The sequence below is a fragment of the Gordonia sp. McavH-238-E genome (genome assembly GCF_022348225.1).
GTDB classification, from domain to species: Bacteria; Actinomycetota; Actinomycetes; order Mycobacteriales; family Mycobacteriaceae; genus Gordonia; species Gordonia terrae.
The window spans coordinates 229,405-253,431 of the sequence record NZ_JAKRFE010000009.1; the positions used below are offsets into that span (position 1 = coordinate 229,405).

Annotated in this window: 25 protein-coding genes; 11 read left to right on the top strand and 14 right to left on the bottom strand. The window is 68.5% G+C overall.

Annotated elements, in window-relative coordinates; genetic code table 11:
• Positions 1-9: 9 nt before the first annotated feature.
• Positions 10-996: an ATP-binding cassette domain-containing protein gene (locus tag MHN80_RS15955; RefSeq protein ID WP_239402601.1), complete on the top strand. Its 987-nt coding sequence runs from the start codon at positions 10-12 to the stop codon at positions 994-996.
• A complete protein-coding gene (locus MHN80_RS15960; protein ID WP_239402602.1) occupies positions 993-1,835 on the top strand; it encodes an ABC transporter permease in 843 nt (280 codons plus the stop codon). The genes MHN80_RS15955 and MHN80_RS15960 overlap by 4 nt, the downstream gene beginning before the upstream one ends.
• 7 nt (positions 1,836-1,842) lie before the next feature.
• On the opposite strand, the gene MHN80_RS15965 is transcribed toward MHN80_RS15960, so the two are convergent.
• Together MHN80_RS15965 and MHN80_RS15970 are read right to left on the bottom strand one after the other, a co-directional pair.
• Positions 1,843-2,352 carry a carboxymuconolactone decarboxylase family protein gene (locus tag MHN80_RS15965; protein ID WP_239402603.1) on the bottom strand — a complete coding sequence of 170 codons (510 nt, stop codon included), beginning with the start codon at positions 2,350-2,352 and terminating at the stop codon, positions 1,843-1,845.
• Positions 2,353-2,378: 26 nt separating this feature from the next.
• The gene (locus MHN80_RS15970; RefSeq protein WP_239402604.1) at positions 2,379-2,711 is read right to left on the bottom strand and encodes a hypothetical protein; all 333 of its coding nucleotides are present in this window, start codon (positions 2,709-2,711) and stop codon (positions 2,379-2,381) included.
• Positions 2,712-2,847: 136 nt separating this feature from the next.
• Here MHN80_RS15970 and MHN80_RS15975 point away from each other — a divergent pair, with 136 nt between their 5' ends.
• Positions 2,848-4,926, top strand: a complete 2,079-nt coding sequence (locus tag MHN80_RS15975; protein ID WP_239402605.1) for a DUF2339 domain-containing protein — start codon at positions 2,848-2,850, stop codon at positions 4,924-4,926.
• 66 nt (positions 4,927-4,992) lie between these two features.
• On the opposite strand, the gene MHN80_RS15980 is transcribed toward MHN80_RS15975, so the two are convergent.
• Complete coding sequence (locus MHN80_RS15980) at positions 4,993-5,862, bottom strand: formate/nitrite transporter family protein (RefSeq protein ID WP_239402606.1); 870 nt, start codon at positions 5,860-5,862, stop codon at positions 4,993-4,995.
• A 253-nt stretch (positions 5,863-6,115) separates the two neighbouring features.
• Between MHN80_RS15980 and cynS the strand changes: the two genes are divergently transcribed.
• Positions 6,116-6,568, top strand: a complete 453-nt coding sequence (gene cynS, locus MHN80_RS15985) for a cyanase (RefSeq protein WP_239402607.1) — start codon at positions 6,116-6,118, stop codon at positions 6,566-6,568.
• On the opposite strand, the gene MHN80_RS15990 is transcribed toward cynS, so the two are convergent.
• Positions 6,556-8,136, bottom strand: a complete 1,581-nt coding sequence (locus MHN80_RS15990; RefSeq protein ID WP_239402608.1) for a PucR family transcriptional regulator — start codon at positions 8,134-8,136, stop codon at positions 6,556-6,558. The genes cynS and MHN80_RS15990 overlap by 13 nt on opposite strands.
• 89 nt (positions 8,137-8,225) lie before the next feature.
• Between MHN80_RS15990 and MHN80_RS15995 the strand changes: the two genes are divergently transcribed.
• Together MHN80_RS15995 and MHN80_RS16000 are read left to right on the top strand one after the other, a co-directional pair.
• Positions 8,226-8,726 (top strand): nucleoside deaminase, encoded by a 501-nt coding sequence (locus MHN80_RS15995; protein WP_004022546.1) that lies wholly within the window; start codon positions 8,226-8,228, stop codon positions 8,724-8,726.
• Positions 8,723-9,694, top strand: coding sequence for an isopenicillin N synthase family oxygenase (locus tag MHN80_RS16000; protein ID WP_239402609.1), 972 nt, complete (start codon positions 8,723-8,725; stop codon positions 9,692-9,694). The genes MHN80_RS15995 and MHN80_RS16000 overlap by 4 nt, the downstream gene beginning before the upstream one ends.
• 73 nt (positions 9,695-9,767) lie before the next feature.
• Here MHN80_RS16000 and MHN80_RS16005 read toward each other — a convergent pair whose 3' ends face one another.
• From MHN80_RS16005 to MHN80_RS16015, 4 genes are all read right to left on the bottom strand, one after another.
• The gene (locus MHN80_RS16005) at positions 9,768-10,649 is read right to left on the bottom strand and encodes a sulfurtransferase (RefSeq protein WP_239402610.1); all 882 of its coding nucleotides are present in this window, start codon (positions 10,647-10,649) and stop codon (positions 9,768-9,770) included.
• Between the two features lie 154 nt (positions 10,650-10,803).
• The gene (locus MHN80_RS16010) at positions 10,804-11,844 is read right to left on the bottom strand and encodes an arabinofuranosidase (RefSeq protein ID WP_239402611.1); all 1,041 of its coding nucleotides are present in this window, start codon (positions 11,842-11,844) and stop codon (positions 10,804-10,806) included.
• 94 nt (positions 11,845-11,938) lie between these two features.
• The gene (locus MHN80_RS25725; RefSeq protein WP_257881275.1) at positions 11,939-12,073 is read right to left on the bottom strand and encodes a hypothetical protein; all 135 of its coding nucleotides are present in this window, start codon (positions 12,071-12,073) and stop codon (positions 11,939-11,941) included.
• Positions 12,074-12,262: 189 nt separating this feature from the next.
• Positions 12,263-13,375 carry a ribonuclease HI gene (locus MHN80_RS16015; protein WP_239402612.1) on the bottom strand — a complete coding sequence of 371 codons (1,113 nt, stop codon included), beginning with the start codon at positions 13,373-13,375 and terminating at the stop codon, positions 12,263-12,265.
• A gap of 144 nt (positions 13,376-13,519) precedes the next feature.
• Here MHN80_RS16015 and MHN80_RS16020 point away from each other — a divergent pair, with 144 nt between their 5' ends.
• Positions 13,520-14,863 (top strand): S1C family serine protease, encoded by a 1,344-nt coding sequence (locus MHN80_RS16020; protein WP_239402613.1) that lies wholly within the window; start codon positions 13,520-13,522, stop codon positions 14,861-14,863.
• Between the two features lies 1 nt (position 14,864).
• Here MHN80_RS16020 and MHN80_RS16025 read toward each other — a convergent pair whose 3' ends face one another.
• From MHN80_RS16025 to MHN80_RS16045, 5 genes are all read right to left on the bottom strand, one after another.
• The gene (locus tag MHN80_RS16025) at positions 14,865-15,302 is read right to left on the bottom strand and encodes a VOC family protein (protein WP_239402614.1); all 438 of its coding nucleotides are present in this window, start codon (positions 15,300-15,302) and stop codon (positions 14,865-14,867) included.
• 119 nt (positions 15,303-15,421) lie between these two features.
• On the bottom strand, positions 15,422-15,913 hold the full coding sequence (locus tag MHN80_RS16030) for a peptide-methionine (S)-S-oxide reductase (RefSeq protein WP_239402615.1): 492 nt from the start codon (positions 15,911-15,913) through the stop codon (positions 15,422-15,424).
• Positions 15,914-15,920: 7 nt separating this feature from the next.
• Positions 15,921-17,000, bottom strand: coding sequence for a redox-regulated ATPase YchF (ychF, locus tag MHN80_RS16035; protein ID WP_239402616.1), 1,080 nt, complete (start codon positions 16,998-17,000; stop codon positions 15,921-15,923).
• Positions 17,001-17,057: 57 nt separating this feature from the next.
• Positions 17,058-18,356, bottom strand: a complete 1,299-nt coding sequence (locus tag MHN80_RS16040) for an AI-2E family transporter (protein ID WP_239402617.1) — start codon at positions 18,354-18,356, stop codon at positions 17,058-17,060.
• A gap of 126 nt (positions 18,357-18,482) precedes the next feature.
• Entirely contained in the window at positions 18,483-18,827 is a 345-nt protein-coding gene (locus MHN80_RS16045; protein WP_239402618.1) for a hypothetical protein, read from the bottom strand.
• 119 nt (positions 18,828-18,946) lie between these two features.
• On the opposite strand from MHN80_RS16045, the gene MHN80_RS16050 reads away from it, so the two are divergent.
• The 4 genes from MHN80_RS16050 to MHN80_RS16065 all read left to right on the top strand — a co-directional run bounded on the left by MHN80_RS16050 (position 18,947) and on the right by MHN80_RS16065 (position 23,448).
• Positions 18,947-20,503, top strand: a complete 1,557-nt coding sequence (locus MHN80_RS16050) for an AlkA N-terminal domain-containing protein (protein ID WP_239402619.1) — start codon at positions 18,947-18,949, stop codon at positions 20,501-20,503.
• 76 nt (positions 20,504-20,579) lie between these two features.
• Positions 20,580-21,221 carry a methylated-DNA--[protein]-cysteine S-methyltransferase gene (locus MHN80_RS16055; RefSeq protein ID WP_239402620.1) on the top strand — a complete coding sequence of 214 codons (642 nt, stop codon included), beginning with the start codon at positions 20,580-20,582 and terminating at the stop codon, positions 21,219-21,221.
• Positions 21,222-21,278: 57 nt separating this feature from the next.
• Positions 21,279-22,529: a DNA recombination protein RmuC gene (locus tag MHN80_RS16060; RefSeq protein ID WP_239402621.1), complete on the top strand. Its 1,251-nt coding sequence runs from the start codon at positions 21,279-21,281 to the stop codon at positions 22,527-22,529.
• Positions 22,530-22,533: 4 nt separating this feature from the next.
• The gene (locus MHN80_RS16065) at positions 22,534-23,448 is read left to right on the top strand and encodes a DUF6542 domain-containing protein (RefSeq protein ID WP_064571115.1); all 915 of its coding nucleotides are present in this window, start codon (positions 22,534-22,536) and stop codon (positions 23,446-23,448) included.
• A 4-nt stretch (positions 23,449-23,452) separates the two neighbouring features.
• Here the strand turns inward: MHN80_RS16065 and MHN80_RS16070 are convergent, their stop codons facing one another.
• Complete coding sequence (locus MHN80_RS16070; RefSeq protein WP_239402676.1) at positions 23,453-24,025, bottom strand: nucleosidase; 573 nt, start codon at positions 24,023-24,025, stop codon at positions 23,453-23,455.
• Positions 24,026-24,027 lie beyond the last annotated feature (2 nt).

Consider the following 24,027-nt stretch of genomic DNA (forward strand, 5'->3'; position numbering starts at 1 on the left):
GGACCACCCATGCCCACTTACAATCTGGACGGCCCTCCCCCCGTCGAAGCCGTCGGCCTCACCAAATCCCTGGGCCGCGGGGACCGCCGTGTGCCTGTTCTCCGTGGACTCGACCTCGAAGTCGCCGCGGGCGAGGTCGTCGCCCTCCTCGGCCCGAACGGGGCAGGCAAGACCACCACGGTACGAATCCTGTCGACGCTCACCCGACCTGACGGCGGGACCGCCCGCGTCGGGGGCTTCGACGTCGCCACCCAGCGTCGCCGGGTTCGCGACATCATCAGTCTCACCGGTCAATACGCTGCTGTCGACGACAAACTCACCGGCCGCGAGAATCTCACCATGATGGGCCGGCTGGCCCATCACAAGCGGCCGACCGTCGATTCCCGGGTCGACGAACTGCTGATCGCGTTCGATCTCAGCGATGCCGCCGATCGATTGGTCGCGACCTACTCCGGCGGCATGCGCCGCCGTCTCGACCTCGCCGCGGGTCTGCTGGATCGGCCAGTGGTGCTCTTCCTCGACGAACCGACCACCGGCCTGGACCCCCGCAGCCGTCAGATGCTGTGGCAGGTCATCGACGACGTGGTCGCCCAGGGCACGGCAGTGCTGCTGACCACCCAATATCTCGAAGAAGCCGACCGCCTGGCCGACCGCGTCGCTCTCATCAGCGGCGGGCGGATCGGGACCGCCGGGACACCGGACGAGTTGAAACGCCGCGTCGGCGAGGCCGCGCTCCAGTTCGTCGTGCCGACCGCGGCCCAGGCAGCGGCGCTCGCCCACGACCTCGCCGGATTCCGGCCGTCGGTGCAAGCGGACACCGTTCGCGTTCCCACCGACCGCTCGGTACCCCTCACGCGGGCGGTGCTCGACACCGTGGAACGCAGCACCGTCACCGTCACTTCCTGGAAAGTGCTCTCCCCCACCCTGGATGACGTGTTCCTGGCCGCGACCGGCCAGACGGCTGCCCCGACGAACGACGCGGAGGTCGCGGCATGAGCGTCCGCACTTCGGCACCGCGGCAGCATCCCGCACCGCAACAGAGGTTCTTGCCGCTGCTCCGCAATCTCCGCATCGACGCGACCACGATGTTCTGGCGTTCGTTGCGAACGTTGAGCCGCGATCCCGACGAGCTGATCCTCGCGCTCGTCCTGCCGATCGCCATCATGCTGATGTTCGTCTATGTCTTCGGCGGCGCGATGTCCGTGGGGACCGACTACATCACCTACGCGACCCCGGGAGTCATCCTGTTGTGCGCGGGGTACGGCGCATCCAACACCGCCCTGGCAGTGGCGAACGACATGAACGGCGGAATCATCGACCGCTTTCGTTCGATGCCCATGGTCGGCGCAACCGTGATGTTCGGTCATGTCGCGGCCAGCCTGGTGAAGAACTCGGTGTCCACCGCGGTCGTCCTGCTCGTCGCGATGGCCATCGGCTTCCGGCCCTCGGCGTCGCCGGCAGAGTGGCTCGGCGCTGCCGCAATCGTCCTCGCCTATGTCCTGGCGATCACATGTCTTGCCGCGCTCATCGGGGTGTCGGTCCGAACACCGGCGGCGGCAGGCGGTTTCGGCTTCGTCATGCTCTTCCTCCCGTACGTGTCGAGCGCGTTCGTGCCCCCCGAGACAATGCCGGCGTGGCTACGCGGATTCGCCGAGGCGCAGCCGGTCACCCCGGTCATCGAATCGATCCGGGCCCTGCTGGTCGGTATGGGCACCGGCGGCTCACCGGTGCACGATCTGGCGTCGCAGGCCGCGACCGGCATTGCCTGGTGCACGGCGATCACGCTGGTGTCCCTGAGCGCGGCCGGATGGGTGTTCGCCCGAAAAGGAAGGTGAGGGGTGGCTAGTTGCTCGCGGGCTTCGTGAAAGGTGCCGATGCCTTCCGCGGCGAACTCCCGGGCCGGGGGCGGTACCCGCTGACGATGGACATCCGGTTGAACGCGTTGATGGTCACCGCCGCCCAGATCACGACCGCGGTCTGCTCGGTGTCGAGGATGTCCGTCGCCCGGTCGTAGGCCAGGTCGGCGGCGTCGTGGGCGGGTAGCTCGGTGACAAGTTCGGCGATCTCGAGAGCGGCCTGTTCGACGTCGTCGTAGAGGTCCGGTGCATCGCGCCACCCGGCGATGACGTCGATCTGCTGCGTCGACAGACCCGCGGAACGGCCCAGTTGCGCATGGAGATCCATACAGTAGGCGCAGCCGTTGATCTGCGAGCACCGCAGATTGACCAGCTCGACGAGTGACCGACTCAACCCGATCGATTCGGCGGCCGCCGCGACCTCGGCCGACACCGCGATCAGCTTTCGGTAGACCTGCGGTGTGGTCTTGTCGATTCGCACCCGTTGCGCAGGCATGGGCCAACAGTAGCCGTCGGGTCGGGTCAGCCCGCCATCGCGGGAAACGACAAGCTGACGAGCATCAGGGCGAACAGGAACCACGCGGCGCCCTGCCACATCGGCCACGTACCGCCTCGGCGGTAGGTGCGGTACGCGGTGATCAGCGCACAGATGCCACCGAGGAGGAACGCGCCGGGAACGAGCGATGCGAGGATCATGTTGCCGCGGTCGACGGACAGGAAGATCGCACAGGCGATCGCACCCAGCACGACGACGGCCACGACATAGAGCGCCGCCGACCGGTAGCTCCCGGAGTCCTGCCAGCGCTTCTCGACGTCGGCGCGTCCACGGTCGGAGGTGTCCTGCGAATCGGTCATGGGTCGGCGATACCCGTCCGGGCGGCCCGGTAATCACCCGCTCGCAGCCGGACCGCCACCCGGACACACGAAGCCCCCACGTCGTCTGGGTAGGACTACTCATCCATGCCGGGACGCGGTGGGTCATCGTCGGTTCATGACCACTCCCAGCAGCATGTTCGGCGACGATCCGGGTACTGCCACGCTTGCCCGGATCTCGACCGAGTTCGACGCCATCGCACGTCAGATGTCGACCGTGTCAGCCGAGTTCGCGGAGCTTCGACGCATCGTCGCCCACCCGGATGAGCCCGCGCGCGATATCGAGACCGCACCGCAGACTGCCCCGGCCACTCCGTCTCCCGGGTTGAACCCGCCGACGGTGGCACCCACTCCGCCACAGGCCGTGCGGCCGCCACTCGTACCTCCGTCCCGCCCCTGGCCGCCGTCGGCACCGCCCTTCGCGTACCACCACCGGCCGCCGGCCGCTCCCCCGATGTCCCCACCGTCCCCGGGCGCCACCGTGGCGCCGCCACCGCCCCGGCCGACCGGCGCGCCGTCGCATCGTCCGCCCGCGTCGCCGGTCGGTCCGCCCGTCCTCCCGCCTCGGCCGGCCGGGCCGTCGATGTCCGAACGGATCGGCGCCGCCGCCGAACGCGGACTGATCGGCAAGATCCTCGCGACCGCAGGCGTCGGTGTGACCCTCATCGGCGTCGCGCTCCTCCTCGTCCTGGCCGCCCAAGCCGGAATCCTCCGCCCGGAGTTCCGCGTCGCCGGCGGGGCGGTCCTCGCGGCGGCACTCATCGCCGGTGGGATGTGGCTGCGCGGCCGGAGCGATGGTCGGATCGGCGCCATCGCCCTGACGGCCACCGGCATCGCGGCCGGGTACCTCGACGTCCTGGCCGCGACCAAGATCTACGAGTGGCTGCCGATCGTGCCCGGACTCGGCGTCGCCGGACTCGTCGCGGCGGGTGGTCTCGTCTTGGCCCACCGTTGGCGCAGCGAACATCTCGGCCTGCTCGTCGTGGTGCCGCTGATCGTCCTGGCCCCGGTTCTCACCGGTGGACTCGACACCACCTTGATCGCATTCATGGTGGTGCTCTGCGCCGCGTCGGCGTGGGTCCAGTTCGGCCGTGACTGGATCTGGCTGCATGCTGTCCGTCTGGCGGCACCCACGATCCCACTCACCCTGGTCGGGCTCTTCGGCCTTGCCGGGTGGAGTGCGCCCGGAAGCTCCGACCCGGTCTTCGCCGCCGCGGTCACCGTGGTCGTCGTCCTCGGCGTCGGCGGCGCGCTCATCGCGATGCCCACCACCGAGTTCCGGGAGGTCCTGGCGGGCCTCGCGAGTGCGACGACCATCCCGGCACTTTTCGCCGGCACGGCGATGCACCTACCCGGCGCGGTCATCCTGCAGACCTCCCTCGCCCTGGCCCTCATCGGCACCGTGTTGGTCGGCTCGGGACTCACGGGTTCGGGCGCCGTCACTCGTGTCATGCCCGACTCCGTCGCCCAGATCTGGTCCGGCACCGCGCTTCTCCTGCTGTTCGTCGCAGTGCTCGTGACCTTCGACGGGACCGTCGCGGTCGCCGTGCTGCTGGGGCTGGCCACGGTGACCGGCCTCGTCGCCCGGACGTGGTCGACGACCTCGCGTGTCCTCCTCGCCGGCAGTTCGGTCATCTGGGCGATCGGTTTCGCCGCCCTCCTCGACGCAGCGCCGCCGTACGTGCTCGCCGACGCCGACCTCACCGGACGCGACGCGAACCTGGAGATCGTCGTCGCGAGCCTGTTCGCTGCTGTGGGCGCACTCATCCTGGCCGCGGGTTGGGCGCGCCTGACCGACGAGAGAGTCTCTCGCGCAGCCCACATCGCGGCTGGGGTGGTCGTCGTCTACGCGCTCACCGCGATCAGCGTGACCGCCGGTGTGCTCGTCGGTGGGCCCGACGGATTCCTGGCCGGACACGTGCTGGCGACCACCTGCTGGATGGCCCTCGCCGGCGCCGCACTCGCGTATGCCCGACGACGTGGCGGCGCGGCGCGCACCGCCGCGGTCACCGGCGGTCTGGTCCTCGTCGCCGCGGCGATGGCCAAGCTGTTCCTGTTCGACCTGGCCACCCTCGACGGCATCTTCCGAGTGATCGTGTTCATCGTGACCGGACTCATCCTGCTCGGACTCGGCGCCTGGTACGCACGCGCCCTGCAGGGCGACCCGGTCGAACCGGATTCGGCGACAGCCGTGTGACTCTGCCGAACAGTATGGCGTCGTGCCCGGAATGCGGGCACGACGTCACACGGCCGGGCGTCGGAACTACGCGGTCGTCGTGCGGACCGGCGCGGCCACGTCGACCTCGGTCGTCGCGTCGTGGGCGGGCGGCCGACGATCCGGCGCGGTCCGGACATGCGTCAGGTAGAGCGTCAGCCCGACGAAGGTGAGCCCGCCGACGAGATTGCCTATCACCGTGGGGATCTCGTTCCAGACGAGGTAATCGGCGATCGAGAAGTCGCCACCGAGCATGAGGCCCGACGGGAAGAGGAACATGTTGACGATCGAGTGCTCGAAGCCCATGTAGAAGAACAGCATGATGGGCATCCACATACCGATCACCTTGCCGGGCAACGACGTCGACATCAGGGCGGCGACCACGCCGGTGGACACCATCCAGTTGCACAGCACCCCGCGGATGAACAGGGTCAGCATGCCTGCCGCTCCGTGCTCGGCGTATCCGACGGTCCGGCTGTGACCGATCTCGCCGAGCTGCTGCCCCACTTCATCGGGTGCGACGCTGAACCCGTAGGTCAAGATGACCGCCATCATGACCGCCACCAGGAAGGCGCCGAGGAAGTTCCCGAGGAAGACCAGACCCCAGTTGCGCAACATCGACCGCACGGTCACGCCTCGGCGCTTGTCCAGTAGTGCCAGCGGTACCAGCGTGAACACGCCGGTGAGCAGATCGAATCCCATCAGGTAGAGCAGGATGAAGCCGACCGGGAACAACACCGCCCCGAGCAGCGGCTCACCGGTGCGCACGGTCACCGTCACCGCGAAGGCCGCGGCCAGAGCCAGGATCGCGCCGGCCATGAACGCTCTGATCAGCGTGTCGCGGGTGGACATGAACGCCTTCGACTCGCCGGCGTCGACCATCTTCACCGCGAATTCGGACGGTTTCACATAGGACATGTGGTTCTCCTCGAACTCTCCAGTTGTCGGGCCCCATCGAACCGAGGTCACATGTCCGTCCGGTGTCGTCGACGATTCGTCCTGTTACACCGCGCTCACTCGCGTCACCTCGCCGTGTGAAGTGCCGGTCACGCCTTGCCGTCGGGCCATATGTCGTTCGTGTGAACACTGCCGGATGTCGCTGCCTCGACTTGGCATCGCGCGTGCCGATGGGCAATGTGGGTGCGGTCCAACACTATCGACGGAGATGATGATGACCACCCCGATCATGCCGAAAACCGATGCCGCAGAGCACATCAACGCCGCACGGATACGCCAGGGACTCACGTGGGCGACGATTGCCGACAAGATCGACGCCCCGCTGGTGTGGACCGTTGCGGCACTGCTGGGCAAGCATCCGGTCCCGCCCGCGAAGGCGACCGCCGTGGTCGAGTTGCTCGGACTCGGCGAAGGTGTGGCGGAGAGCCTGCGGCAGCAACCCACGCGGACGCCCGACGAGGCGGCGGCGAGCGATCCCACCATCTACCGCTTCCACGAGGCGATCGACGTCTACGGACCTGCGCTCAAGGAGCTCATCCACGAGGAGTTCGGCGACGGCATCATGAGCGCCATCAACTTCAAGATCGGCTTCGAGCGACGGTCCGACCCCAACGGCGACCGGGTGGTCGTGACCTTCGACGGCAAGTTCCTCGACTACAACTGGTGACTCTCGCTCGTCAGCGAACGCAGGGCGAGCATCATCGACGCATAGACGGCCGGGTCGGTGGGATCGAACCCGAGAAGGGTCCGAATCCGCTCGATTCGCTGGTAGAGGCTCTGTCTGCCGATGTGGAGCGCCGCGGCCGACCGCGTCGCACTGCAACCGTTCGACAAGTGGACCGTGAGGGTCCGCACGAGGTCCGACGACGAGCGTCCGTCGTATGTCACCAGCGGCTCCACCATCGCCCGGAGTTCCGCGCGCACGGCGGGGTCGAGCGCCCGGACGGCCTCGTCGGCGAGCAACTCGCGGGAGGTGAACACCCGACGGGAAACCCCGAGACGCGCTGCGGTCGACGCTGCGAGTCCCAGTTGTCGCCCGCATCGCCGCAGCGACTCGGACAGGGCGGCCGCAGTGTCGGCAACGGGCCCGAGATCGTCCACGCGGCAGGGATTTCCGACAACGATCGTGGTACGTCCGAGCCCGCCGCCCCGCGCGGTCAGCGTGGACGCCACCCGGTCGACCGGGTCGACGGTGCCCTCACCTCGCCCGGCCGGCACCGCGGCCAGCGCATAGACCGTCGCATCGACGATGCTGCGCGCCACCGCATCGAGCTGCGCACCGGCGACCGCGTCGTCGGCCATGCGCGGATCAGGGGCCTCGGCGGCCAGCGGCACCACCAGGGTGGGCCCCGCCGCGGACAACCCCGCACCGGCCAGGCGGATCCGGAGGTCGGCGGGGCGCATCGGTCTGCCGTCGACCAGATCTTCGACGAGCCGCGCCGCCAGCGCCGAGCCCCGCACCCCGGTCCGGGTCAGGCCGACTGCCACCGGACCGGCAGCCGCGCGCAGCAGGCTGTCGGCGAACGGGATCTCACCGGCGTCGGCGCACTCCCCCACGATCAGGCGGGCCATCGGGCGCCCCTTGCTGTGAACCGCGGCCTCGGCCACCGCTCGGTCGACGACCCGCCACGCCGCCGAGTCGTCGTCGACCCCGTGCGCGGACAGCAGCGCACCGGATGTGGACACGAGAACGACCGGGGCATCGAGGCGCTCGGAGATGTGGCCGAGCATGGGGGCGACACCGGCTCCGGCCGCCAGGTCGTCGTGCAGGGCGTCGACGAGAGCGGACCGGACGCGCAGCTCGTCGACCTCCCGCGCGGCGATCGAGGTGTTGACCGCGCGACACACATCGATGAAGGGGACCACGGCCCGCAATTCGATGATCGGAAGCCGGGCCGCCGAGCCCGCCCGCACCATCTCCTCGGGCACCTCCTCGAACGTGCGGCCCACCTCGATCGCCACCGCGGCGACACCTCGCTGTGCGAGGTCCTGGACGTAGTGCTTGCGGGTGCCCGCGTCGAGTCCGCGCAGACCGAGTCCCGTGGTCAGCAAGAGCTCGCCACCGGTGAGCAGCGGGCCGATCTCGTAGATCTCACTCGAGTGCACCCAGCACACCGGCGCGTCGAGGTGCTCGTGACCACTGAGAATCCGCGGTTCGGCGGCCGCGAGGTGGCTGTCGAGGACCTCGCGGAGCGTCGGCGTCGTGCTGCTTGTCGAGAGTCGACCACTTGTCATGGACCAAGACACTATGCACAGTCCACATCGGCCGCAGGGCGACGATCTGTCAGTTGCGGCAGCTGACGCCGCGCGGCACCCTCGATGGCATGACGCTCTCCCTCCCCGATCGCGCCGACCTCGACCTCTCCGGGATGCTCGATGTCGCCTACGCGCAGGCTCGAATCGGCCTCGAGGAGGGCGGAATACCGATCGGCGCGGCACTCTTCGCCGCGAACGGCACGGTGCTCGGTGCGGGTCACAATCGGCGCGTACAGGCCGACGACCCGTCGGCGCACGGTGAGACGGACGCGTTCCGCGCCGCCGGACGGCAACAGGACTACGCCTCGACGATCATGGTGACGACGCTGTCACCGTGCTGGTACTGCTCGGGTCTCATCCGTCAGTTCGGCATCGGCACGGTGGTCATCGGCGAGCACACCTCCTTCTACGGCGGCGAGGACTGGTTGCGCGACCACGGGGTCGAGGTCATCGTGCTCGACGACGAGCGGTGCACGGAGATGATGTCGTCGTACATCGCGGCGAATCCCGCGGTGTGGAACGAGGACATCGGCATCGCACCCGCGGACGCGTCGGAGCAGCGGGCATGACCGACAGTCCGGTCCTCACCGTCGATCTCCGCGAATGGCGATCCGGCGGGGCCGGCGCACAACGCGTCTGCGCCGCCGTCGACGAGTCACTGCAGCAGGCCGGGTTCCTGCTCGTCACCGGGCACGAGGTCGATCCCGAACTGCCGCGGGCGTTGCGCGCGGCGGCCCGCAAGTTCTTCGCCCTCTCCGCCGACGTGAAGAGCGAGTACTCGGCGGGCGTCGGCGGCCGCGGCTGGATCGGGCCGGGCAAGGAGGCGAACGGCTTCTCCGAGGGCACCGAAACCCCGCCGGATCTCAAGGAATCGTTCACCGCCGGTGCGCAGACACCGGTGGGCACACCCGAGATCGACGACTACTGGTTCGCTCTGGACGTATGGCCGACGGAGACACCCGAACTCCGGGAGTTGTTCACCGCGTGGACGTCTCAGATGAGGAAGCTGTCCGACGACCTGCTCGGTTTGATGGCCGCCGCACTCGGCCTCGTCGGTCCGGACAACCCGTTCCGGAATCTCGCGTCGAACCCGACGTGGTCCGCCAACATCAACCACTACCCGCCACTGCACGACGTCGGACATCCCGAGCCCGGCCAATTCCGCATCGGGCCGCACACCGATTTCGGCACCGTCACCATCCTCGACCGCGAACCGGGCGCCGGTGGATTGCAGGTCTACAGTGAGCATTCCGGCTGGGCCGACGCGCCGTGGAACCCCGATGCCCTGACCGTCAACATCGGGGACATTCTCGAATACTGGTCGGCGGGACGCTGGCCCGCCGGTCGGCACCGCGTCCTACCACCACAACCCGACGCCCCAGCCGAAGACCTCGTCTCGCTGATCTTCTTCTACGAACTCGACCACGACGCCCTCGTCACCCCTGTTGCCCCGCCCATCGGGCGCCGCGCCGGACTCGAACCGGTGGTGTCCGGGGACTTCATCAGACAGCGCCTGGACGCGATCACCGTCGGCTGAACCCTGCCCCTGCCCCTGCTCCCGAGGCGCGTGCGGCGCCCCTCCGCGTCCGCGCCTCGGGGAGCAGATGTCGTCAGCGGGGTTCGGAGCCGGTGACCAGCGGGAGTGACGGGTCGTTCGTCCACGCGGTCATCGAGCCGTCGTAGACCGCCACGTCGTCGCGACCGACGAGCGCGAGCGCGTGCGCGATTCCGGTGGCTGCGATGCCGCCGCCGCAGTACGTCACCACCGCGGTGTCGTCGGCCAGCAATCCGGCCGCCTCGAACTCACGACGCAACTCGTCGATGGGCCGGAGGGCGCCGGTCTCGGCGTCGCGGATCGAGAACACGGGCAGGTTCACCGACCCGGGGATGTGCCCCTGCCGAGCGTAGGTGGTGGTTTCGCCGCGATAGGTCGGCTCGTCGAGGACATTGACCAGGAGGGTCGACGGATCATCGAGCGTCGCAGCGACATCGGCGGTCGATCGCAGGAGTTCGGGGCGACGCGTTCCACTGAAGGCACGCGGGATGATGGTCGACTCGGCATCGGTGACCGGGGCGCCGGCAGCCTTCCAGGCAGGCAGTCCGCCGTCGAGCACGGTCACGGCGTCGAACCCTTCGAGGCGCAGGTGCCACCAGAACCGCGTGGCCCAGAATCCCTCGAGTTGGTCGTAGACCACGACGGTGGCGCCGTCGCCGATGCCCAATGCCGAAGCAGCCGAGGCGAATTGCTCGGACGACGGGACCGTCCACGGCTCGGCGCTGTCGGCGTCGGCGAAGTCGGTCAGCAGGTCGGCGAAGACTGCACCCGGGATATGTTCTGCGCGAAAGGATTCCGCACCCGACTCCGGGACATAGGGCCCCTCCTTAGGAATCGGGAGATGGGTGGTCGCGTCGACGATGACCACGGACGGGTCATCCAGACGTTCCCGCAACCAGGCGACATCGACCAGAGCAGGCAGGACAGGTGTACTCATCAGAACCTCTCGAGAAACGGGCAAAACATCCCCGACTCCTCCGAGCGTAGGTGGCCGCCGACCTCAGGGCACCGTGCCGAATCTCACCGAGCGCGACGGTTGACGCACCTCCCCGCACAGGGCAGCGCGTGCCCGGCCGCGGGACCGCCGGCGATCAGGCCCGCTCCCGCATGACCCCGACGTGACGGACGGTCCCGGAGATGCCCGGGATCTGCTTCACCGGCGTCCAGGTGCGCATCCCATCGGTGCTGTCGGAGTACAGATATCGGCCGTTTCGATAGGCGTCGAGGTACATGCGCCAGGCACCGTTCGGCAGTTGGACGACGGCCGGCCCCTCGACGAGAAGGCCCCAGTTGCCCGGCGGCACGAATCGGTAGGGCCCCAGCAACGACGTCGCGACCGCGTGCTGGATGAACTTCTTCGTCTCGTTCTTGGTGAATGCATGGTAGGTCGGGCCGACCTTGACGACCGTCGTGTCGATGTGGTCCGCGCCGATGCTCAGCATCGGGACGGGCGGGCTCCAGATCCGCAGCCCGGGGTCGAGGGCCGTCATCACGTACGGGATGAAGCCACCGCCGGTCGACATCGACAGGATCACGCTGACCCGGCCGCCCTCGACGAACCATTCGGGGGCCCAGGCCTTGGTGGTGAAGGGCGACAACGACGGGCCATCGCTCGAACCCGCCGATCCGGACGAGCCGGCCGAACCGGACCCGCTCGACGAGCCGAGCCCCCGGCCGTCGCCTGTACCCGGCAGGAACGCGCAGCACAGCGGGACGGGCCAGTTGTACAGGAAGTCCCAGTTCATGCGGTCCCGGCTGCGCGCGAAGCCGATGTTCGCCCCGTCGGCGGTCGTGTACGTCACGTAGTACCAGCCGTCGGTGTGCCGGAAGATGCTCGCGTCCCGCACGTACCCCGTCGGCGGCCGATACGCGGATCTGCGAACCATGCGGTACTCGAGACCATCGGTGGACTCGTACACGTCCATGTCGCGTGCACTCGAATTGCTGAACGCCACCATCGTGTACCGCCAGCCCGAGGGGGCGGCGTCGCCGATCGCCGGCGTCGGGACGAGGAGTCCGGCCACGGCGAGCAGCACCACGGTCACCGCCGACAGGACGGCACGTCTGGAAAGAGTCACCGATGCAGTATCGACGACGACCGGCACGCGATGTGCAACTTTCACCGGGAACATCAGCGCGTGTCCACCGAAACCACCGGGCCGCACGGATCGACGAGCAATCCGTGCGGCACGGCGAGGATCACGGGGTCCGTCGGACCCCCACGCGCTAGCTGCCGTTGGCGTACAGCGCCAGGAGCGGACCGATGAAGGCGAGCAGTGCGGTGAGACCGAGTTCAGACGAGGACACTGAGTTACCTTTCGAGATGCCGACTGGATGGCCGGTGAACACGACTGCGCTCATCGGCCAGGCAACACCATCTCATGCAACGTTTTGTTTGTCAGGCGAATGAGCGACAGAACCCGTTCCGGCACAGACTATTTGAGCATCACCGATCGGCCGGTCGTCTCAGTCAGGCGTCCCAGTCGGTGCGTGGGTGCGTGGGTGCGCAACCGACTGTCGAGACGGATGCAGATGCGGCGCCGCGCCACCTCACTCCCGTCGGATCGAATACGACGGCGTCGGCACCCTGACCTGACTCTCTGTCAACGCGACTGCACCGGCTGAGATCACCGCGATGCGCTGTCGCAGCTCGTTCTCGACGAGTACTCGGGGATGCAGTGTGGCGAGACGACCGATGGACGCCAGCTCGTCGGCAGCTTCGTTCAGCGGATGGCCGACATGCGCCTTCAGCTGATGAACGGCGATCGCACACGAACTCCGCTGCCATGCCGCGACGAACCGATTCACGTCGAGCTCGCCTATTCCGCGAGCGCCTCTCGCCGGAAACCTGCCGTCGATCAGTGTGTTCGCTATGTCGACCGCGTCCGCCGAATCCGACAGAATGCACATCTCACGTCGCACCGAGCCGGCAAGCGCCTCGATTGCCAGAACCATTGCCCGTAGTTCTGCTTCGCTCGCGTTGGCGCTTCTGTCGGTGACGTCGAGCACTGTCTCGCCGCGATCACTCACGGCGGCAGCTGCCACGACGCCATTCCGGCCGATCGATGCGTCCGTCGCCACGATCAACGTCTCGGTCGGTCTGAGCCGTGTCGCGCCAGCGGACGGAAACCAGTGCGGAGCATGAAGATCCGACGCTACATGGGCGGTGCGACGGACACGGTTCCCACACTGCCTCGAGCGCGTCGAATGAGGTGCTTCTTCATGTTGCCGGTAGTACTGCATTCGTTCGATTGCTTTGTCGATGGCACGGTTCTCTCCGCACCTGCCCCGCGTCACCGGCAGCCCGTGCTCGAACAGCTTCTCCGCGGTGGCAACTCGCTTGCCGGGCACCAACACCCATCCCTCACCGCTCCCATCCTTCAACTCGCGCGACACCGAATCGATGATTTCTTCCCAAGCGAATCGTTCGCCATCCACGTGGTACAAGGCCTCCCGCGGCCGTGCTCGATCGCGGCCGAGGTCCGACGTCATCACCAACCACCAGAGGCGGGACGGAGCCTGGTCTCCCCGGTCCTGCCGCCACGACACCAGTGCGATGTGCACCGGCGCTGCCACCATCGCGTCCGTTGGCTGCAGCGGCGCTCGAAATCGCCGTTCTCGTCGAACGAGGAGATCCCCGTCTATGCGTGCGCCGTCGTACATGGGAAGACCATTGCATCGCCCTCTGACATTCAGCCGGTCCAGTCAGGCGGCCCGCCGGAGACACGCTGTGCGCAGGTCAGAAACTGCTGAGAGTCCGCGTCCACCTTGTCAGGAAATCCGCAGGATATCTGTATCTCTGTTCACATGAGGTCCGGGCATCGTGGTGCCGTGAACACGCCCCAGACCCCCGACGGCCATGATCCGATCACCGAACCATTTGTGCCACCGCACGGATCGGCCCATCCGCCCGGGCCGTGGATGATGAACCAGCAGGCAACCTCGCCGCTGCCGCCACCGCCGATGCCGCCGGTGTCGCGGCCCCGTGCCGGGGTGACCAAACCGATCATCGTCACCGCGCTGCTGGCCGGGCTGCTCGGTGGCGCCGTCGGCATGGGCGGCAGTGCGCTGCTCGGGCACGACGCCGCGTCCGTTCCGGTCCTCAGCTCGCAACCGGCCGCGGTGGCCAATGCTGCTGACGCACAACCCGGTTCGGTGACCTACGCCGCGAGCGTGGCATCGAAGTCGACCGCGGACATCAAGGTGCAGACCGCGAACGGCACGGCCGTGGGCAGCGGGATCGTCCTCTCCCCCGACGGCTACGTCCTGACCAACCATCACGTCGTCGCCGGCGCCGGCTCCGGGAGCACCATCGTCGTCACCACCGGAGACGGACATCAGCACAACGCCACGGTGACCGGAACGTCCCCGTCGTACGACCTCGCCGTGATCAAGCTGCAGGGCGCATCGGGACTGACCCCGGCGGCACTCGGCGACTCCGACGCGCTGAAGGTGGGCCAGCAGGTGGTGGCCGTCGGCAGCCCCGACAGCCTGTCCAACACGGTGACGTCCGGCATCGTCAGTGCACTGTCCCGCACGGTGACCGCCGGAGACCAGAACGGTTCGTCGCTCACCGTGTACAACGGTCTGCAGACCGACACCCCGATCAACCCGGGCAATTCCGGTGGGCCGCTGGTGAATCTGCAGGGGCAGGTGATCGCGGTGAACTCGGCCGTGGACACCGGTCAGGCCGCGAGCGGCGGACCGCAGTCCTTCGGGCTGGGCTTCGCCATCCCGATCAACACCGCCAAGCGCATCGCCAATCAGCTGTTGCAGGACGGCAAGGCGACCAAACCTGTACTGGGCGTGTCGGGTTCGCTGTCGGCCGGCGATCGGACCGAGGGCGCATCGGTCTCGTCGGTGCAGCGTGGCGGCCCGGCCGCGGCGGCAGGCATCCGGCAGGGTGATGTCATCACGAAGATCGGGGACACCGCCGTCGCCGACTACGCCGATCTGATGGCGCAGATCCTCACCCACAAGCCCGGTGAGACGGTGCCGGTGACCATCGGTTCGGGCTCCGATGCCCGCACGGTCGAGGTGAAGCTGGGCAGCGCCGTCGACGAGCAGGAGACGACAGTCCCGGAGTCCGGCAGCGGATCGGGCGGCTCCCCACTGCCGTTCGGCGGCAACCCCTTCGGCCAGAACCCGTGAGTCAGCTCGGCGAGAGTTGCTGGGCGAGCATGACGATGATGTCGCTCGGGCCGCGCACGTAGGTGAGTTTGTACAGGTCCTCGTAGGTGGCGACGCCGCGCAACGGATGACACCCGTGCCGCGCCGCCACTTCGAGAGCCGCGTCGATGTCGTCGACCGAGAACGCGACGCGATGCATCCCGATGTCGTTGGGCTGGGTGGGCCGGGTCTCGACGGCCTCCGGATGTATGTACTCGAAGAGCTCGAGGCGCCCGCGCCCGTCCGGGGTCTGCAGCATGGCGATCTTCGCGTGATTGCCGTCGAGCCCGACGGCAGTGTCGGTCCACTCCCCGCTGACGGTGTCCCGGCCGATGACCTCGAGACCGAGGTCGGTGAAGAAGGCGATCGCGGCGTCGAGGTCGCGCACCGCGATGGCAACGTTCTCGAGTGAGATGGGCATGACCGTCACGCTACGCCGGACCTCGACGCTGAGCATGGCCGCGACCGCCAGACGTCAACTCGACTGCCAGACTTCGATCGAGGTCTGGCAGTCGAGTTGAGGTCTGGCGGTCGCTGTCGTCAGACGCGGTACTTGGTCAACAGCTCCGGCGGAAGATGGCACGAGCTCCCCGGGAACCGTGCGAGCCGATCCTGGTGCTCGTCGGCACTGCGCACATAGTTCGTCAGCGGGAGCACCTGGACGGCGATGCGATCCGCGTCGTCCCGAGCACCGATGAACTGTCGCGCCCGTACGAGGTGCTTCGGATCGTCGGAGTACACACCGGTGCGGTACCTCTCGCCGACATCAGGCCCCTGCCTGTTCAGGCTGTACGGGTCGATGATCTCGAAGAGGTACGCGATGAGCTGCTCGACGCTGACGACGGCCGGATCGAACCGGGTCCGCACACATTCGGCGTACCCGTCGTACTCGCCGTCGAGGGACGCGCTGCTGCCGTTGGCCCGACCGGCCTCGGTGAACGTCACCCCCGGCAGCGTCGCGAGAAACGCCTGCACGCCCCACAAACAGCCGCCGGCGAGGTAGATCTCCTCGTTCGGCGCGACAGACGTCATCGCCCGATCAGACGTTGAACCGGAACTCGACGACGTCGCCGTCCTTCATGACGTAGTCCTTGCCCTCCATGCGCACCTTGCCCGCGGACTTGGCCGCGGCCATCGAGCCGGCGGCGTCGAGGTCGTCGAACGACACGATCTCGGCCTTGATGAAGCCCTTTTCGAAGTCGGTGTGGATGACGCCCGCCGCCTTGGGCGCGGTGTCGCCCTGGTGGATGGTCCAGGCGCGGGACTCCTTGGGTCCGGCCGTGAGGTAGGTCTGCAGGCCCAGGGTGTGGAAACCGGCGCGCGCCAACGACGTCAGGCCCGGCTCGTCCTGCCCGATGGAGTCGAGCAGTTCCTGGGCGTCCTCCTCGTCGAGCTCGAGGAGCTCACTCTCCACCTTCGCGTCGAGGAACACCGCATCGGCGGGTGCGACGGCGGCACGCAGCTCGGCCTTCTTCGAGTCGTCGGTCAGCACGCCCTCATCGGAGTTGAAGACGTAGAGGAACGGCTTCGCGGTCATCAGGTGCAGCTCGCGCACCGACGACAGGTCGAACGAATCGCTTTGCGAGAACAGCGTTTTGCCGCTGTCGAGCAATTCCTGCGCCTTCTTGGCGGCCTCCAGGGTCGCGGCGAGCTCCTTGTTCTTCCGCGCGTCCTTCTCCAGGCGCGGGATGGCCTTCTCCAGGGTCTGCATGTCGGCCAGGATCAGCTCGGTCTCGATGACCTCGATGTCGGCGAAGGGGTCGACACGACCGTCGACGTGGACGACGTCGCCGTCGTCGAACACCCGGACCACCTGGCAGATGGCGTCGGCCTCACGGATGTTGGCCAGGAACTGGTTGCCCATGCCCTCGCCCTCCGATGCGCCCTTCACGATGCCGGCGATGTCGACGAAGGACACCGTGGCAGGCAGGATCCGCTCGCTGCCGAAGATCTCCGAGAGCCGATCGAGTCGGCGATCGGGCAGTTCGACCACGCCGACGTTGGGCTCGATGGTCGCGAACGGATAGTTCGCGGCGAGGACGTCGTTACGGGTCAGGGCATTGAACAGGGTCGACTTACCGACGTTGGGCAGACCGACGATTCCCAGGGTGAGACTCACGGGCGCCCAGTCTATCGGCAGCGGGCGCAGCGTCCGGCGGGGCGTCGGTCAAGCAGGTCAGTCGCGGTCGAGCAACCCCTTCACCGGGTTCGGTTTGTCCTCCGGCGGGTCCTTGTCGGGAACCCCGACCTGGGTCGTCACCGGGGTGTTCGGCGGCGGCAGCGACTCACCGGCGCGCTCTGCGATCTGCTCGTTCAGATAACGAAGGACGACGGCCAGAGAGGCCACCGCGGGCACCGCGAGGAAGGCCCCGGTGATGCCGAAGAGCGTGCCGCCGAGGGTGACCGACAAGAGCACGATCACCGCGTGCAGGTCCATGGACTTGGCCTGCAGCCACGGCTGCAGCACGTTCCCCTCGAGTTGCTGCACCGCGAGGATGATGCCGAGCACGATGAGCGCGGTGGTCAGACCGTTGGACACCAAGGCGATCAGCACGGCCAGAGCGCCCGCGACGAACGCGCCGACGATGGGGATGAAACCACCGAGGAAGGTGATGACCACCAGTACGCCGGCGAGCGGCACGCCCAGGATGAACAGGCCCAGGCCGATGAGTGCGGCATCGACGAAGCTGACGATCGCCTGCGTCCGGATGAAGCCGCCCAGGCTGTTCCACATACGGGTCAGGACCTCGCCGAGGTGGTTGCCCGACGGGCGGCCGACGGTGCGGTCGAGCCACGGCACGAACTTCGGGCCGTCCTTGAGGAAGAAGAACACCAGCACGAGCGAGGTGAACATCGTGATGAGGACCGAGGTCGCCGTCCCGACGCCGCTGAACACGCCTGCCGCGATGACCGATGCGCTGGACTGGAGCCGCCCGGTGATCGTGTTGACCATGTTGTCGAGTTGCTTGTCGTCGACGTTCAGTGGCGGACCCTGGACCCAGTCCTGCAGGTGCCGGACGCCGTCGGTCGCGCGACTCGCGAGTTCGGGGGCCTGATCGACGACCGACGGCACGATCAGCCCGATCACGCCGCCGAGCACACCGAGCCCGATCAGCATCATCAGGAGCGACGCGGCGGCGGCCGGTATCCCGTGGTTGCGCATCCACCGCACCGGCGGCCACAGGATGGTGCACGCGATGATCGCCAACAGAATGGGCAGCAGGATCACCCAGAACTTCGCCAGCAACCAGAACAGCACCCACAACGCCGCGGCGACGAGCACGATCTGGAGCCCCACGGTCGCGCACGAGCGCAGGCCGGTCATCATCACCTGCAGTCGCGTCGGATACGACTTCTTGCCGCCGCCGAGCACCGCATCGCCGCCGAGGACGGCATCGGCACCGAGCTTGCTGGTCTCCTGTGTCGCGTCGGCGGACGTGCCGTCCGCGCGCTGATCGTCCGAGCTGTCGGTCACCTGAGGATCCTCACACATCGCGGTGACAAAGCGACATCGACGCGGCGACGATCGGCCGAACATGTGATCGGACCGACGGCAGGATCAGCGACGCCGGATCGGTGACGACAGGTCAGCCACCTCTGATCAGCGGCGACGGAGCTTTCGCCCGAGATAGCGGATCAGGGAGTTGATCGCCTCGAGTTCCGCGTCGACCTGATTGAAGACGACCGGCTCGTCCCCGCGTCCGTCGGAACCGGCTCCCGATCGCGCCCGGTCGGTGTCGGCCGGGGAAAGTGTGGGCGCGGTGACCCGGGAAGACGGCCCGTCCGGCGGGGCCACGACCCCGAGTTCGGCCTCTTCGACGCAGACACGCCTGATCGTCTCGGGGCCGTACAGGCCCATCATCATCTCCAGGCCCCACGCGGGGAGTCCGGCGAGCGGGAGGTCGTCGTGCCGGCTTCGTCGGCGGCCATCGAACCGGGTGGTCATGGCGCCATGGTGCCACACCCGTGTAACCCAGATCACACTTTTGGCCCGCTTGGTGAGACGACTGCTGTCATGTCCGATTCCCGCCAGACCGAGCCGCTGTCGGATGACACAGTGGACCGGTGAGCACAAGCACCACAGCCGAACCCGACCCTTCGGGTACTGCGCCGGACTTCGACCGGTGCTACCGCGCGGTGCAGGCCCGCGACGCCCGCTTCGACGGACAGTTCTTCGTCACGGTCCGCACCACCGGCATCTACTGTCGGCCGTCGTGCCCGGCCCAGACGCCCCGGCCCGCCAATGTCGCATTCGTACTGACCGCCGCAGCGGCCCAGCAGCAGGGCTTCCGTGCCTGCCGGCGGTGCGCGCCCGATGCCGTACCCGGATCGCCGCTGTGGAACATCAACGCCGACCTCTCGGCTCGCGCGATGCGGCTCATCGCCGACGGAGTGATCGAACGCGAAGGAGTCGACGGACTCGCCACGCGTCTGCGGTATTCGCCCCGACACCTCACCAGAGTGCTGACCCAGCACCTGGGTGCCGGGCCGCTCGCGCTCGCCAGGGCACATCGCGCCACCAACGCACGGGTGCTCATCCAGTGCACGACGATGCCGATGACCGACATCGCCTTCGCCGCCGGGTTCGCCAGCGTTCGCCAGTTCAACGACACCGTCCGCGCGGTCTTCGGGCTCACCCCCACCGAACTCCGCAGGCTCCCTCGCCGGAAGAACGCGCCGAACGGCACCGACTCCGCTCCGGGGAGCGTCACCCTGCGACTGCCGTTCCGCGCGCCGTACCGCTGGCCGTGGATGCGGTGGTTTCTCGACGCGCACGCCGCCGCGGGCGTCGAGTCCGTCGTCGACGACCCGGACAGCCCCCATGGCTGGCGCTACCGTCGGATCCTCACGCTGCCGCACGGCACCGCCTCGGCAGAAGTGGAGCCACGGGACGATCACGCCGTGGTGGCGCTCCGCGGACTCGACATGCGCGATCTGGGTGTCGCGGTCAACCGGATTCGTCGCCTGCTCGACCTCGACGCCGACATCACCGCCGCGCAGGACGCGCTCGCCGCGGACGACACGATGCGACCACTGCTCGAACGCGCTCCCGGGCTCCGGGCGCCCGGCAGTCTCGACCCGGCCGAGACGGTCATCCGCACCATGCTCGGTCAGCAGGTCAGCCTCGCGGCCGCCCGCAACCAGATCGACCGGCTCGTCGATGTCCTCGGTGAACCCGTCGGCGACTGGTTCGGCCCTGCGCCCGGCGACGCTTCGACGGCAGATGGCGAGCCGCCGTCCAAATCCTTCCCGACGCCGAGCGTGATCGCTGCCCGCGGACACGAGGTCCTGCGCGGACCGAGGCGGCGGGTCGACGCCGTGATCGGTGTCGCCGGGGCACTCGCCGACAAGCGAGTGGAACCGCATGTGGGGGTCGATGCGTCTGATCTTCGTGCCCAGCTTCTCGAACTGCCCGGCATCGGCCCCTGGACCGCCGACATCGTCACGATGCGAGTCACCGGCGATCCCGACGTCCTGCTCACGAACGATCTCGTCGTCGTCCGAGCAGCCGCCGACCTCGGGATCGATCTGCGCAATACCGATCACTGGGCACCCTGGCGCTCGTACGCGACCATGCATCTGTGGCGGCACCGACTCGACGCCGCCGGGCAGATCGTGTGACGAGCAGACATCCGACGACCGACTCCCCTCTCCGTCTCTGTACCGATCTCCGCCCCACCGAACCCTCAGGAGCGACATGTCCACACCGACCACCACCTCCGACACCCCCCGCGGCACCGCCGGCCCCGAAATCATCGACACCGAATCCGTCGACACCGAGTCCACTGTTGCCGAAACACCGTTTCCCACCACCACAATCGCCGGCCATGCCACCGTCGCCACGCCGAACGGTCCGTTCACCGTCGTCGCCGACCGCGACCACAACGTCCTGGCCTCGGGCTGGACCGACGACCCCGCCTACCTGACGGCGCTCGTCCACCGGGCTCTACGACCGGAATCGATCCAGCCGTCGGCCGCGCTGGGCGCGATCACCGACGCGGTGTCGGCCTACTACGCCGGAGATCTCACCGCGCCGGCCGGCATTACCGTCGTGCAACGGTCCGGCGGCGTCTTCCTGGGCCCGGCCTGGGACGCCTTGCGCACGGTCGAGGCCGGGCATCCCGTCACCTACACCCGCTTCGCCGAACTGGCCGGCCAACCGGCGGCGGTGCGGGCCGCGGCGGCGGCCTGCGCGCGCAATGCGGCCGCGCTCTTCGTGCCGTGCCACCGGGTGAAGCGCAGCGACGGCTCCCTCGGCGGTTTCCGGTACGGCCTGCCGATCAAGCAATGGCTGCTCGATTTCGAGGCCGGCACCCAGGACGCCGCTCCCTGGCGGTGACGCCCGCGGCCGTCAGGGCAGCCGAACTTGTCGGGGGTGTCCGACACCATCGGCGTCATGACTGCTGCTGCGCTCGCCCTCGTCGTCGGACTCGCCCTGGGGATCGCGCTGGGCTGGTGGGCGCACGCCGCCCGCAGCGCCGCCACCGTGGCGGCCGCCCGCGCCGAGGTCGAGATGCTGCGCGCCGGCCGCGAGGATGTCGCGTCCTCGCTGTCGTGGGCCACCGAGGACGCGGCCCGGCGGCAGTCGTCGGCGATCAGCAGTTCGGTCGCCCACATCGTCGAGCCGCTGCGCGCCAACCTGGCGCAGCTCGCCGACGAACTGCGCCGGGTCGAGAACAACCGGATCGGCGCCTACGCGGGCCTGACCGAGCAGGTCCGCGGAATCCACTCGGCATCGATCGCGCTGAACGACCAGACCCGGCAGCTCGCCAACGCGTTGCACAGTCCGCACGCCCGCGGCCGGTGGGGCGAGGTCCAGCTCGAGCGCGTGGTCGAGCTCGCCGGGATGACCAAGCATTGCGACTTCAGCACACAGGTGTCGGTTCCGGACACCTCCGCCTCCAACGGCTCGGGAGGCCGCACCGGCAACACACTGCGGCCGGACCTCGTCGTCCACCTCGCCGGCGGCCGCGACATCATCGTCGACGCCAAGGTGCCCCTCGACGCATACCTGCGAGCGGCCGAGGCCGGCGACTCGTCCGCACGCGACAAGCTCATCGGCGAGCACGCCCGCGCACTGCGCGCGCACATCGCACGCCTGTCGGCGAAGTCCTATTGGTCCGCTTTCGACAACACGCCCGAGATGGTGGTGCTGTTCCTACCCGGTGACGTCGTTCTCGAAGCCGCGGCGCGCACCGATCCGGATCTGCTCGAATTCGGGTTCGCCCGGAACGTGGTCATCGCCACCCCGACCACACTCATCGCCCTGCTGCGGACGGTCGCACTCGGCTGGCGACACGATGCGATGGCGCGCGACGCCGCGGTCATCCATGACCTCGGCCTGCAACTGCACCAGCGGCTCGCCGGTGTCCTCGGTCATCTCGGCTCGCTCGGGACGTCACTCCAGCGCACGGTCGACGCCTACAACGCGACGATCGGTTCGGTGGACAGCCGACTGGGCGTGACCGCGAGGCGGCTGGCCGAACTCGATGCTCTCGGCGACGTCCCCGAGGCGCCGCAGCCGCCCGTGATCCACGACACCTGCCGGGCCGCAGGATCGAGGGTCACACCTGGGACGACGCCGGAGCCGGCACCGACGCCACGGCCCGGGGGTGGAACGAAATCCATCGACGAACCGGTACCGTGACCATGTGTCTTCCCCGCAACGTCTCCAAACCGCGGTACCTCTGGACCAGCAGTCGGTACTGCCCGCGGTCCGCGGTGTGCCGTGGTGGGGCGCCGTTCTCCTGGGTACCGGGATCACGGCCCTCGGTGCGGCGATCGACGCCGGCAGCAACGATTCGCTCGGGTCGATCTACAAGTTCTGTTACCTCGTCGGCTGCGTGATCGCCGCTCTGGCCGTCCGCCGCCGAGCACTGTTCACCGCCGCCGCGCAGCCGCCGCTCATCGCGTTCTTCGTCAGTATCGTCACCCTCTACGGCATCAATTCCGAGCAGGCGTCGTCAGGTTTGAAGAGCCTGATCTTCAACGTCCTGCTCCCCATCGCCGCAGACTTCCCGTGGATGTTGACGACCTTCCTCACGACGCTGGCCCTTGTGCTCGCCCGGTGGTTCCTCACCCGCGACCCGGGCAAGTCCGGGAAGGGCGGGACCCCGAACCGCGACAAGTCGGGCCGCAACCCGGCGAGCAGGGCCACAGCCGACAGCAGCACCGACCGACAGCGAGGCCGCGCGACGTCGCATCGCCGGGCCAAGGGCGGTGGAACCTCCGAATCGGCCTCGGATGCCCCGTCGGCGTCGACCCCCTCGGCGAAATCCCCCACTTCGAGGCCTGCACCGAAGACGCAGGCAGCGAAGACGCAGTCACCTGGAAGCCGACCGAGGCCACGGACCAACGTCGCTTCGGACCGGCCGTCGCCGACCTCGCGCTCGGCGGGTGGGTCCCGTTCCACGCCGGGCGGCCAACGGCCGACGGTGGCCGATCTCGGGGCCCCCGACCTCACCCCGTCGGACGCCGCGCCGGCCACCCCGCGCCGCTCCGACATCCCGACCTACGAATCGGCGACCGACATCCCACCGGCCGGAGTCGCCGACACCCGGTCCTGAACCCTCAGCTCACCAAGTTCAGTTCCAGCCACCGACCCAGACGCCGTGCCGCGGCGTCGACGAGTGCGGGCCACTCCATCGCACCCTCGTCCGCGTTGTCGGTGACCGCCTTGACCAGTCGGCAGGGCACCCCGAATTCGGCGCTCACATGCGCGACCGCGCAGCCCTCCATGTCGACGAGATGCGCGTGCTCCGCCAGTTCCCGGCGACGAACCGGATCGGCCACGAAGGTGTCGCCGGAGGCGAGCACGGTGCCGTCGCCGTCGGGGAGGTCCCAGCGGTCGGTCATCTCGTAGCCCATCGCCCGTAGCTCGGTGCTGCTGATGTCGTGCTCGAGCACCGTCGACGGCAGGAAGAGGCCAAGTTCGGCGTCGCCGCCGGTGACACCGTCCCGCAGCGCACCGGCCGTGCCGATGTTGACGACCTCCGTGACCGGGGCCCCGCCGACGAGTTCCCGGCTCAGCGACAGCGTCGCCCGCACCTTGCCGATACCGGTCACGAGCACCCGCATACCGGGCGGCACATGTCTGGCCTCGGCCCGCGTCGCGGAGACGACGAGGACACCTTGTCGGGGCATTC

What these genes read in the sequence shown, in the direction of transcription:
- MHN80_RS15955 (WP_239402601.1), top strand. Translation starts at nt 10, where the DNA reads ATGCCCACTTACAATCTGGACGGCCCTCCCCCCGTCGAAGCCGTCGGC.
- MHN80_RS15960 (WP_239402602.1), top strand. Translation starts at nt 993, where the DNA reads ATGAGCGTCCGCACTTCGGCACCGCGGCAGCATCCCGCACCGCAACAG.
- MHN80_RS15965 (WP_239402603.1), bottom strand. Translation starts at nt 2,352, where the DNA reads ATGCCTGCGCAACGGGTGCGAATCGACAAGACCACACCGCAGGTCTAC.
- MHN80_RS15970 (WP_239402604.1), bottom strand. Translation starts at nt 2,711, where the DNA reads ATGACCGATTCGCAGGACACCTCCGACCGTGGACGCGCCGACGTCGAG.
- MHN80_RS15975 (WP_239402605.1), top strand. Translation starts at nt 2,848, where the DNA reads ATGACCACTCCCAGCAGCATGTTCGGCGACGATCCGGGTACTGCCACG.
- MHN80_RS15980 (WP_239402606.1), bottom strand. Translation starts at nt 5,862, where the DNA reads ATGTCCTATGTGAAACCGTCCGAATTCGCGGTGAAGATGGTCGACGCC.
- cynS (WP_239402607.1), top strand. Translation starts at nt 6,116, where the DNA reads ATGACCACCCCGATCATGCCGAAAACCGATGCCGCAGAGCACATCAAC.
- MHN80_RS15990 (WP_239402608.1), bottom strand. Translation starts at nt 8,136, where the DNA reads ATGACAAGTGGTCGACTCTCGACAAGCAGCACGACGCCGACGCTCCGC.
- MHN80_RS15995 (WP_004022546.1), top strand. Translation starts at nt 8,226, where the DNA reads ATGACGCTCTCCCTCCCCGATCGCGCCGACCTCGACCTCTCCGGGATG.
- MHN80_RS16000 (WP_239402609.1), top strand. Translation starts at nt 8,723, where the DNA reads ATGACCGACAGTCCGGTCCTCACCGTCGATCTCCGCGAATGGCGATCC.
- MHN80_RS16005 (WP_239402610.1), bottom strand. Translation starts at nt 10,649, where the DNA reads ATGAGTACACCTGTCCTGCCTGCTCTGGTCGATGTCGCCTGGTTGCGG.
- MHN80_RS16010 (WP_239402611.1), bottom strand. Translation starts at nt 11,844, where the DNA reads ATGTTCCCGGTGAAAGTTGCACATCGCGTGCCGGTCGTCGTCGATACT.
- MHN80_RS25725 (WP_257881275.1), bottom strand. Translation starts at nt 12,073, where the DNA reads ATGAGCGCAGTCGTGTTCACCGGCCATCCAGTCGGCATCTCGAAAGGT.
- MHN80_RS16015 (WP_239402612.1), bottom strand. Translation starts at nt 13,375, where the DNA reads ATGTACGACGGCGCACGCATAGACGGGGATCTCCTCGTTCGACGAGAA.
- MHN80_RS16020 (WP_239402613.1), top strand. Translation starts at nt 13,520, where the DNA reads ATGAGGTCCGGGCATCGTGGTGCCGTGAACACGCCCCAGACCCCCGAC.
- MHN80_RS16025 (WP_239402614.1), bottom strand. Translation starts at nt 15,302, where the DNA reads ATGCCCATCTCACTCGAGAACGTTGCCATCGCGGTGCGCGACCTCGAC.
- MHN80_RS16030 (WP_239402615.1), bottom strand. Translation starts at nt 15,913, where the DNA reads ATGACGTCTGTCGCGCCGAACGAGGAGATCTACCTCGCCGGCGGCTGT.
- MHN80_RS16045 (WP_239402618.1), bottom strand. Translation starts at nt 18,827, where the DNA reads ATGACCACCCGGTTCGATGGCCGCCGACGAAGCCGGCACGACGACCTC.
- MHN80_RS16055 (WP_239402620.1), top strand. Translation starts at nt 20,580, where the DNA reads ATGTCCACACCGACCACCACCTCCGACACCCCCCGCGGCACCGCCGGC.
- MHN80_RS16060 (WP_239402621.1), top strand. Translation starts at nt 21,279, where the DNA reads ATGACTGCTGCTGCGCTCGCCCTCGTCGTCGGACTCGCCCTGGGGATC.
- MHN80_RS16070 (WP_239402676.1), bottom strand. Translation starts at nt 24,025, where the DNA reads ATGCCCCGACAAGGTGTCCTCGTCGTCTCCGCGACGCGGGCCGAGGCC.